Raw genomic sequence first — 9,499 nt, forward strand, 5'->3', positions numbered from 1 at the left:
GCCTGCTGCTCCACGCCGCCGAGGCCGCGGGCCACGCGGCACAGGCCCACCCCGGCGGGCGGGCGGCCGGCGCCTCGCTGGCGTACGCCGCGACCCTGGCCCGGGCCTGTCAGGGGGCCCGCACACCCGTCCTGGTCGACCTCGCGACCCCCGGCCTCACGCCGCGGCAGCGGCAGATCGCCGGGCTCGCCGCCGCCGGGCTCACCAACCGGGAGATCGCCCGCCTGCTCGGCCTGTCGATCCGTACGGTCGCCAACCAGCTGTGCCGCGCCTACGAGCGCTTCGGCACGAGCGACCGCGCCTCCCTCGGCACGCTCCTGAGCCTCGCGTAACACAACGACTATTGCGCAAGGGATATTGCGCAATAGTCGTTGCCGAGTCAGACTGAGGGCATGGCGAACAAAGAGATCCGTCAGGTCACGGACTCGCGGGTGCTGGCGGCGCTGTCCCACCCGCTGCGACGGCGGCTGATGGACATCCTCAAGGTCGACGGCCCGTCGACGGCGAGCGTCCTGGCCGATCGCACCGGCCAGGCCGTGGCGAACGTCAGCCACCACCTGCGCGTCCTGGGGGCCTGCGACCTGATCGAGGAGGCGCCGGAGCTGGCGCGCGACCGGCGGGAGCGCTGGTGGCGGCTGGTGTCGCCGGGGCTGCGCTGGTCGACGCGGGACTTCGCCGACGACCCCGCCGCGCTGGCGGTCGCCGCGGCCGCCGAGTCGCTGAACCTCGACTACCACATGAACGCGGTCCGGGCCTGGTACGCCGCCCCCGAGCCCGACCGGGACGCCTGGGAGGGCGGCCCCTTCTCGACCGACAAATGGCTGCGGCTGACGCCGGGCGAGCTGGCGGAGCTCGCGCAGGAGGTCATCGCCCTGCTCGACAGGTGGGCCACGCGCGAGGCGCCGGACGACGGGCAGCGGCGCGAGCCCGTGTTCGTCTTCGCCCACGGCGTGCCGGCCCAGCCGTGAACCCGCGAACCGCCGGCTCCGCGACCGGCGCCGCTGTGAACCCCCGGCCCGGCCGAGCGGTGACCCCCCGAACCGCCGGCACCGAAGGCCCCCGCGAGGCCGGGAGCCCTGACAGCGGCGCGCCCGGAAGCTCTCGCACCGCCGGCGCGGCCGGCTCCCCGGCCGGCGCCCCGAGGCGGTGCCCGCCCACGGATCCGGCCGGCCCGGCGACTCGGCGTCCCGCTGGAGACGGTAGGGCCTCACCTCGGCGACCGGGGCGGGGAGGGGGCCTGCCACGGGACTTCCGGCTGCTGTGGATCGGCCAGACGACCAGCAGGCTGGGCAGCTCGGTGAGCGCGGTCGCGCTGCCCCTGGTGGCGGTCGCGACGCTGGGCGCGGGCCCTCTGGAGGCCGGGATGCTCGCCGCCGCCTCCTGGCTGCCGTGGCTGCTCATCGGCCTTCCGGCGGGGGCGTGGGTCGACCGGCTCCCCCGGCGTCCGGTCATGTTGGCCTGCGACGCCGTCTCATGCACGCTCTTCCTGAGCATCCCGGTGGCGGCGTGGTGCGGTGTCCTCGTCATCGGGCACCTGCTGGCCGTGGCCTTCCTGTCGGGGATCTCGGCCGTGTTCTTCCAGACGGCCTCCTACGCGTACCTCCCCGGCCTGCTGCCCCCGGACGAACTGGCCCGCGGCAACGCGCGCCTGGTGGGCGGCGAGTCGGCCGCGAACATCGCGGGACCGGGGGTCGCCGGACTGCTCGCGCAGGCCGCGTCGGCGGTGGCGGGCGTGCTCGCGGACGCGGCCAGCTTCCTGGTCTCCGCGGTCCTCCTGACCCGGATCCGTACGGCGGAGGCGCCGCGCCCGCGCGCGGACCGGACCGGCCTGCGGCGGGAGATCGCCGACGGGCTGAGGTTCGTGGCCAAAGACCCCTACCTCCGCGTGCTCACGGCCGTCGGGGCGACGGGCAACCTCGCGCTCACCGGCTACCAGAGCGTCCTCGTCGTGTTCCTCGTCCGCGTCGTCGGCGTGAGCCCGGGCGCCGTCGGCTTCCTGATCGCGGGCATGAGCGCCGGGGGTGTGATCGGGGCGTTCGGCGCGACCCGGGTGACGCGCCGGTTCGGCACGGCCCACGGCCTGCTGCTGTGCCAGCTCGGCACGGCGCCGTTCGGGCTGCTGATCCCCCTCGCGGGACCGGGATGGCGGCTGTCCTTCGCGGTGGCCGGGGGCGCCGTGGTCATCGCGGGCGTCACCGCGGGAAACGTGATCAAAGGCAGCTTCCGGCAGGCGTACGTGCCCTCGCACCTGCTCGGCCGCGTCATCGTCTCGATGCAGTTCCTCAACTACGGCACGATTCCGCTGAGCGCGCTCGCGGCCGGCGCACTCGGGGCCGCCCTGGGCGTCCGCCCCACAATCTGGATCACGACGGGTCTCCTGGCCGTCTCCGGTCTGATCCTGCTCATCGGCCCCCTGCGCCGCCGTCCGGACCTGCCCGTTCGCCCCGAGGACGAGACCCGGCCATTCACGTCATTCGAATAACGCCAAATCCCATGATTTGCTCTTAAACGATGCCCCGCCTACTGGGAACGCCTCTTTTGCCGCACCGGGGAAATAGGGGAAATCGAATCCGCAGGGAAGGCCGTCCGTGCACACTGAGTGAGGAATATCACGGGGAATCCTCACGGAAGAATCACTACATTGCCGGACTTCTCACCAACAGCTCGGCACCGCAGACAGGGCCGGCCATTTCTGGCCATCGCGGGAGTCGCCGGAGTCGTCGCCGTGGCGGGTCTCGGCATCGTCCTGGCCGTCGTCTCCGGCGACCGGTCCCCCGCGGCCGTCACGGTCTCGGCCGGCCCGCACAGCCCGTCCGTCGGCGTCCTGGGGGAGGACGCGACGGCCGCTCCGCGGCCATCACGCCGGGACATGGGCACGACCGCCACCCCGGCCCCCGGCGACACCGCCCGGCCGACGCCGGCGGTCTCCCCCACCCCGCCGGCACGGGCCGTCCCCACTCCGATCCCGGTCATCGGCCGTGACGATCACACAGGCGTCACGGCTCCGCGCGGGCACTCCTCGCTGACGGGCGGGGGCACCCCGAAGGCACGCCGGTCCCCGGCGGCGCATCGGGCGCGGCCCCGTCCGGTCACCGATCAGACGCCGCCCGCGGAGGACTCCACGCTCGCGGACGACGACCCGGCGTCCGGCGCACCCACGGATCGTACGGCGAAGCGGGAGGCGGCCCCCGCGCCGCCGCCGGACCTGCCGGAGCAGGCCACCGCGCCGCCCGCGCGGATCGCCGACCCCTGCGCCCGGTACGCCATCGGCGACCCGCGCAGGGACTACTGCTACCAGATGCTCGACCAGCTCATGGGCGGCTGACCGAGCCGGTCACGGGCCGGCGGAGCAGGCAGACGGCCGAGCAGGCAGACGGCGGAGTAAGCAGACGGCGGAGCAGGCAGACGGCCGAGCAGGAAGACGGCCGAGCAGGAAGACGGCCGAGCAGGAAGACGGCGGGACGTCAGACGGCGGAGCAGGCGGACGGCTGGACCGGAAGCGGGGCCGGGCGGCCGATGCCCGGCATGCCGAGGCTGACGGCCGTTCCCTGTGCGGGCGCGCCCTGCCGCGACTCCCACGCGTCGCCGGCGCGGGTCCGCCTCACCGACAGGACCCGGTCGGCGACCAGGTGGTGCGGCGCGGCGTAGGTCACCTCGACGGTGACCATGTCCCCGGGACGGGCGTCGGCGGCGGCCAGGTGGACGAGCCGGTTGTCGGCGGCGCGGCCCGACAGCCGGTGGGTCGCGCCGTCCTTGCGGCCCTCGCCCTCGGCGACCAGCACCTCCAGCGTGCGGCCGACCTGCGCCTTGTTCTCCTCCCAGGAGATCTCCTCCTGGAGGGCGACCAGCCGCTCGTACCGCTCCTGGACGACCTCCTTCGGCACCTGGCCGTCCATGGTCGCGGCGGGGGTGCCGGGGCGGATGGAGTACTGGAACGTGAAGGCGTTGGCGAACCGGGCCTGCCGCACGACCTCCAGGGTCTGCTGGAAGTCGTCCTCGGTCTCACCGGGGAAGCCCACGATGATGTCGGTGGAGATCGCGGCGTCCGGCATGGCGGCGCGGACCCGCTCGATGATGCCGAGGTAGCGCTCGGACCGGTAGGACCGGCGCATGGCCTTGAGCACCCGGTCCGACCCGGACTGCAGCGGCATGTGGAGCTGGTGCATGACGTTCGGGGTCTCGGCCATGGCCGCGATCACGTCGTCGGTGAAGGCCGCGGGGTGCGGCGAGGTGAAGCGGACCCGCTCCAGGCCCTCGACGTCGCCGCAGGCCCTCAGCAGCTTGCCGAACGCCAGCCGGTCGCCGAACTCCACGCCGTACGTGTTGACGTTCTGACCGAGGAGCGTGATCTCCAGCACGCCCTGGTCGACGAGCGTGCGGACCTCGTTCAGGATGTCGCCGGGACGGCGGTCCTTCTCCTTGCCGCGCAGCGACGGCACGATGCAGAACGTGCAGGTGTTGTTGCACCCGACCGAGATGGCCACCCAGGCGGCGTAGGCCGACTCCCGCTTGCTGGGCAGCGTCGAGGGGAAGGTCTCCAGGGAGTCCTTGATCTCGACCTGGGCCTCCTGCGCGATCCTGGCCCGCTCCAGCAGCACCGGCAGCGAGCCGATGTTGTGGGTGCCGAACACCACGTCCACCCACGGGGCCCGCCGGACGATCTCCCCCTGGTCCTTCTGCGCCAGGCAGCCGCCGACCGCGATCTGCATCCCCTCGCGGGCCGTCTTGATAGGCCGGAGGTGACCCAGGTTGCCATACAGGCGGTTGTCCGCGTTCTCGCGGACGGCGCAGGTGTTGAACACGACGACGTCGGCCGTCTCCCCCTCGGGGGCAGGGACGTATCCGGCGTCCTCCAACAGCCCGGACAGCCGCTCGGAGTCGTGCACGTTCATCTGGCAGCCGTAGGTCCGCACCTCGTAGGTCCGGGTCGCGTCCTCGGCGCCCTGAGTGGTCGCAGTCATGGCACTACAAGCGTAGGCGCTCCCCCGCCCCCGCCTGTACGGACCGGGCGCGGAAGCGGGCCGTGATGGTATCGGTACCGGGAGATTAGTGACTTGGCGATATTGACCGACCTACGTTGTTGACCATGACGGATACCGGTGGATCCGCCCCGCTAGTCAGGCTCGAGGGGGTCAACAAGCATTTCGGCCCGTTGCACGTGCTCAAGGACGTCGACCTGAGCGTGGGACGGGGAGAGGTCGTCGTCGTCATCGGCCCGTCGGGCGGCGGCAAGTCCACGCTGTGCCGGGTCGTCAACAGGCTGGAGACCATCGACTCCGGCACGATCACCTTCGACGGCCGCGAGCTTCCGGCGGAGGGACGGGCCCTGGCCCGCCTCCGGTCCGAGGTCGGGATGGTGTTCCAGTCGTTCAACCTGTTCTCGCACAAGACGATCCTGGAGAACGTCACCCTCGGCCCGACGAGGGTGCGGAAGGTCCCCCGGCAGCAGGCCGAGCGGCGGGGCATGGAACTGCTCGAACGCGTCGGCATCGCCTCCCAGGCCGCCAAGCACCCCGCCCAGCTGTCCGGGGGCCAGCAGCAGCGGGTGGCCATCGCCCGCGCCCTGGCGATGGACCCCAAGATGATCCTTTTCGACGAGCCCACGTCGGCCCTCGACCCCGAGATGGTCCAGGAGGTCCTCGACGTGATGATCGGCCTGGCCCGCGACGGGATGACGATGATGGTGGTCACCCACGAGATGGGGTTCGCCCGGCGGGCGGCCGACCGGGTCGTCTTCATGGCGGACGGCCAGATCGTCGAGGAGGGCGTCCCCGCCGAGTTCTTCACCCGGCCCGCCAGCGAACGGGCCAGGGACTTCCTCTCCAAGATCCTCTCGCACTGACCGGGGCCGGCCCGCGGTCCCCACCGCGACGCCCGCGCACCGTCCCCCGGCGTTCCCCCTTCCCCTCACACCCGCAGCACCTCTCAGCACAGGCAGCTCAGCACAGGCAGCTCAGCACACGCAGCTCAGCACACGCAGCTCAGCACAGGCAGCTCAGCACAGGCAGCTCAGCACACGTAGCTCAGCACACGCAGCGACCCCGCTCACGATCCCCTGCCCATGAAGCGAAAGGTGACGCAGATGCGAATCGGCGCCGGCATGCTCGCGCTCGCGGTCCTGGCCACGAGCCTCACGGCGTGCGCCAGCTCGGGAGCGACCTCGATCGTCGACAAGGCGAAGAACGACAAGAAACTGGTCGTCGGCATCAAGATCGACCAGCCCGGATGGGGGCTGAAGAAGCCCGACGGCACGTACGCCGGGTTCGACGTGGACGTCGCCCGTTACGTGGCCAAGGCCCTCGGCGTCCCGGAGAGCGGCATCACGTTCAAGGAGGCCCAGTCGGCCAACCGGGAGCCGTTCATCCAGCAGGGCCAGGTCGACATGGTCGTGGCGACGTACTCGATCACCGACGAGCGGAAGAAGAAGATCTCGTTCGCCGGACCGTACCTGGTGACCGGGCAGGACATCCTCGTCCGGGCCGACGACTCCTCGATCGCGGACGTCGAGTCGCTGAAGGACAAGAAGGTCTGCGGCGCCCAGGGCTCGTCGTCCCCGAAGCGGCTCGCCGACAAGTTCGGCGCCGAGTGGGAGTCCAAGAACCTCACCCAGCAGCAGGGGTACGGCGCCTGCCTGCCGCTGCTGCAGAACAAGCAGGTCGACGCCATCTCCACGGACGCGACGATCCTCGCCGGGTTCGCCGCGCAGTTCCCCGGCCAGTTCAAACTGATCGGCAAGCCGTTCTCCACCGAGAAGTACGGCATCGGGCTGAAGCAGGACGACAAGGCGGGCCGCGACGCGGTCAACAACGCCATCGAGGCGATGTTCAAGGACGGCACCTGGCGCAAGGCGGTCGACGCCAACCTCGGCGAGTTCGGCAAGTTCTTCTCCTCGCCGCCCTCCGTCGAGCGGTACTGACCCGATCGTCGGGCGCGAGGACCACGGAGAGGAGGAAGCGGTGGAGGCCGTCGTCGATGAGCTTCCCGTCATCCTGCAGGCCTTCTGGCTGACGGTGAAGCTCACGGTGGTCAGCGGGGTGATCTCGCTGGTCTGGGGGACCGTGCTGGCCGCCATGCGCGTCAGCCCCCTGCCCGTGCTCAGGGGGGCGGGCACGGTGTACGTGAACATCCTGCGCAACACGCCCCTCACCCTGGTCATCGTGTTCTGCGGCCTCGGCCTCGGCACGGTGATGGACGTCCAGTTCTCGGCCGACGACCTGTCGGTCGACAACTTCTGGCTGTCCACGATCGGGCTGTCGGCCTACACCTCGGCCTTCGTCTGCGAGGTCCTCCGGTCCGGCATCAACACGGTGCCGATCGGACAGGCGGAGGCCGCCCGGTCGATCGGCCTGACGTTCCCGCAGACGCTCCGCCTGGTGGTGCTCCCCCAGGCGGTGCGGGCCGTCGTCGCGCCGCTCGGCAGCCTGCTGATCGCGCTGACCAAGAACACCACGGTCGCCGCGGCCATCGGCGTCGCCGAGGCGGCGCTGCGGATGAAGAACCTCTTCGACGCCCACGGGTCCGACATCATCCCGATCTTCCTGGGGTTCGCCGTCGGCTTCCTCGCGCTCACCCTGCCCGTCGGCCTGCTGTTCGGCTGGCTGGCCCGGCGCGTGGCGGTGGCCCGATGACCCGGGCGAGCGTCCTGTACGACGCGCCGGGCCCGCGGACCCGGCTGCGCAACAACGTGCTCACGCTGGTCTTCGGCGTGGTCCTGCTGCTCGTCGCGTACATGGTGTGGGACAAGTTCGACGAGAAGGGCCAGTGGGCCGGCAAGCTGTGGCGGCCCTTCCTGGAGGCCGACACCTGGACCGAGCTGATCCTCCCCGGCCTGCGCAACACGCTGTCCGCGGCGGCCGTGGCGGCCGTGCTCGCGCTGGTCTTCGGAGCGGTGTTCGGCATCGCCCGGCTGTCGGACCACTGGTGGGTCCGGATCCCGGCAGGCGTGGTGGTCGAATTCTTCCGGGCCATCCCGCTGCTCATGCTGATCTTCTTCGCGCAGTACGGCGGGAGCCTCGCCGGGCTGATCGTCACCGAGTTCACGGCCGTGGTGTTCGGGCTGATGCTGTACAACGGCTCGGTGTTGGCCGAGATCGTCCGGGCCGGGATCCTGGCCGTCCCCCGCGGCCAGGCCGAGGCAGGGTACGCCGTGGGACTGCGGAAGAACCAGGTCATGCGGCTGATCCTGCTGCCGCAGGCGGTCACCGCGATGATGCCGGCGATCGTCGGCCAGCTCGTCGTGCTGCTCAAGGACACCGCGCTCGGGTTCGTCGTCGCCTACGCCGACCTGCTGAACGCCGGGGCCCGGGTGGTGCCGGCCAACTTCTTCAACCTGATCCCGTCGGTCATCGTCATCGCGGCCGTCTACATCGTGATCAACCTCGCGCTCGGCTACCTCGCCACCTGGCTCGAACGGCGCAGCAGGCGCGGGCGCAGGTCGGCCGCGGCCCCGGTCGCGCCCGGCGTCGCCGCCGGGGGCGAGATGGCGGCCGTGCCATAGCCCTGCCCCACCGGGCCGTACCGGCCGGGTAGGCGCATCGAGGGCGGAGAGGCGCGCTGCGCCGGTGGGGCGCGCGCGCCGTACCGGCCAGGGCGCGCTCCGGGCCGGCCTGTCCGCGGCGGGTCAAGGGAACTTTGCCGTGTCGCTGGTGGCGAGGGGCGGTACCCCGCCCCGATATTGAGCGCGTGTGGCGTGCCGTTGCCCTGGTGTCGTGCCTGGCGACCGCCGTCCTCGCCGGATGCGGGGCCGACGGCGGCGTCGTCATCGGCGTGCGCCCGGGACAGCCGGGCCTGGTGACCCGGCTGCCCGACGGCGGCTTCACCGGCTTCGACATCGCGGTCGCGCAGTACGTGGCGCGCGACCTCGGCTACCGCGACGACGAGATCAGCTACACCCTCGACCCGGCCCAGGCCGACCTCGTCGTCGGGGCCGACCCCGCCCACGGCCGGTACGTCGCCGGCCCCTATCTCGTTACCAGTACGGAGATCCTCGTCCGCGCCGGCGACCTCACGATCGGCCGCGTACGGGACCTGACGCGCAAGCGGGTCTGCGCCACACAGGAGTCGTCGGCGCGGCTGGTGTCGAGGTTCGGGCAGAGGTGGAAGGGCGCGTTCCTCGCGCTGGCCAACGTCCCCGCCGCCTGCGCCCCGCTGCTGGCGGACGGGCGGACCGACGCGGTCGTGGCCGACGCGCCCGTCCTCGCCGGAATCGAGGCGCAGTATCCCGGCAGGTTCCGGTTCGCCGGGAAGCCGATCACCACCGTGCGGTACGGGATCGGCACCGGATCGGCCGGGCTGCGAGACCGCGTGGACGAGGCGCTGCGCCACATGTTCGACGACGGCACCTGGAAGCAGGCGGTCATCGACAACCTCGGCGTGCTCGCCACCCGGTACACGGTCCCGCCGCCCCTCACCCGTCCCGCCCCCGGCCGCTGACCCGTCCCGCCCTCGCCGCCGCTCAGTCGTTGCGCCCCCGCGACCCCTCCCGCCCCCGCCGACCCCT

General features: G+C 72.0%; 10 protein-coding genes. 9 read left to right on the forward strand and 1 reads right to left on the reverse strand.

All coding sequences use genetic code 11. The annotated features are described in order from the left end of the window. The 4 genes from MPTA5024_RS39515 to MPTA5024_RS11590 form a co-directional block, all read left to right on the forward strand. A partial coding sequence (locus tag MPTA5024_RS39515; protein ID WP_198167043.1) for a response regulator transcription factor occupies positions 1-332 on the forward strand: 332 nt, incomplete at its 5' end. Between the two features lie 60 nt (positions 333-392). Continuing rightward, complete coding sequence (locus MPTA5024_RS11580) at positions 393-968, forward strand: ArsR/SmtB family transcription factor (protein ID WP_036322344.1); 576 nt, start codon at positions 393-395, stop codon at positions 966-968. 59 nt (positions 969-1,027) lie between these two features. Next, positions 1,028-2,482: an MFS transporter gene (locus MPTA5024_RS11585; protein ID WP_084369565.1), complete on the forward strand. Its 1,455-nt coding sequence runs from the start codon at positions 1,028-1,030 to the stop codon at positions 2,480-2,482. 243 nt (positions 2,483-2,725) lie between these two features. Continuing rightward, entirely contained in the window at positions 2,726-3,325 is a 600-nt protein-coding gene (locus MPTA5024_RS11590; protein ID WP_036322345.1) for a hypothetical protein, read from the forward strand. 139 nt (positions 3,326-3,464) lie between these two features. On the opposite strand, the gene miaB is transcribed toward MPTA5024_RS11590, so the two are convergent. Further along, complete coding sequence (gene miaB, locus MPTA5024_RS11595) at positions 3,465-4,961, reverse strand: tRNA (N6-isopentenyl adenosine(37)-C2)-methylthiotransferase MiaB (RefSeq protein WP_036322346.1); 1,497 nt, start codon at positions 4,959-4,961, stop codon at positions 3,465-3,467. 125 nt (positions 4,962-5,086) lie between these two features. Between miaB and MPTA5024_RS11600 the strand changes: the two genes are divergently transcribed. The 5 genes from MPTA5024_RS11600 (at position 5,087) to MPTA5024_RS11620 (ending at position 9,432) form a co-directional block, all read left to right on the forward strand. Continuing rightward, positions 5,087-5,842 (forward strand): amino acid ABC transporter ATP-binding protein, encoded by a 756-nt coding sequence (locus MPTA5024_RS11600; RefSeq protein ID WP_036322347.1) that lies wholly within the window; start codon positions 5,087-5,089, stop codon positions 5,840-5,842. 240 nt (positions 5,843-6,082) lie between these two features. Continuing rightward, entirely contained in the window at positions 6,083-6,916 is an 834-nt protein-coding gene (locus MPTA5024_RS11605) for a glutamate ABC transporter substrate-binding protein (protein WP_036323984.1), read from the forward strand. 40 nt (positions 6,917-6,956) lie between these two features. Continuing rightward, positions 6,957-7,628 carry an amino acid ABC transporter permease gene (locus MPTA5024_RS11610; RefSeq protein ID WP_036322349.1) on the forward strand — a complete coding sequence of 224 codons (672 nt, stop codon included), beginning with the start codon at positions 6,957-6,959 and terminating at the stop codon, positions 7,626-7,628. Next, complete coding sequence (locus MPTA5024_RS11615; RefSeq protein ID WP_036322351.1) at positions 7,625-8,497, forward strand: amino acid ABC transporter permease; 873 nt, start codon at positions 7,625-7,627, stop codon at positions 8,495-8,497. The genes MPTA5024_RS11610 and MPTA5024_RS11615 overlap by 4 nt, the downstream gene beginning before the upstream one ends. Positions 8,498-8,682: 185 nt before the next feature. Continuing rightward, positions 8,683-9,432: a transporter substrate-binding domain-containing protein gene (locus MPTA5024_RS11620; protein WP_157099383.1), complete on the forward strand. Its 750-nt coding sequence runs from the start codon at positions 8,683-8,685 to the stop codon at positions 9,430-9,432. Positions 9,433-9,499 lie beyond the last annotated feature (67 nt).

It is taken from the genome of Microbispora sp. ATCC PTA-5024 (genome assembly GCF_000511135.2).
In the GTDB taxonomy this organism is placed as follows: domain Bacteria; phylum Actinomycetota; class Actinomycetes; order Streptosporangiales; family Streptosporangiaceae; genus Microbispora; species Microbispora corallina.

What these genes read in the sequence shown, in the direction of transcription:
- MPTA5024_RS11605 (WP_036323984.1), top strand. Translation starts at nt 6,083, where the DNA reads ATGCGAATCGGCGCCGGCATGCTCGCGCTCGCGGTCCTGGCCACGAGC.
- MPTA5024_RS11580 (WP_036322344.1), top strand. Translation starts at nt 393, where the DNA reads ATGGCGAACAAAGAGATCCGTCAGGTCACGGACTCGCGGGTGCTGGCG.
- MPTA5024_RS11615 (WP_036322351.1), top strand. Translation starts at nt 7,625, where the DNA reads ATGACCCGGGCGAGCGTCCTGTACGACGCGCCGGGCCCGCGGACCCGG.
- MPTA5024_RS11600 (WP_036322347.1), top strand. Translation starts at nt 5,087, where the DNA reads ATGACGGATACCGGTGGATCCGCCCCGCTAGTCAGGCTCGAGGGGGTC.
- miaB (WP_036322346.1), bottom strand. Translation starts at nt 4,961, where the DNA reads ATGACTGCGACCACTCAGGGCGCCGAGGACGCGACCCGGACCTACGAG.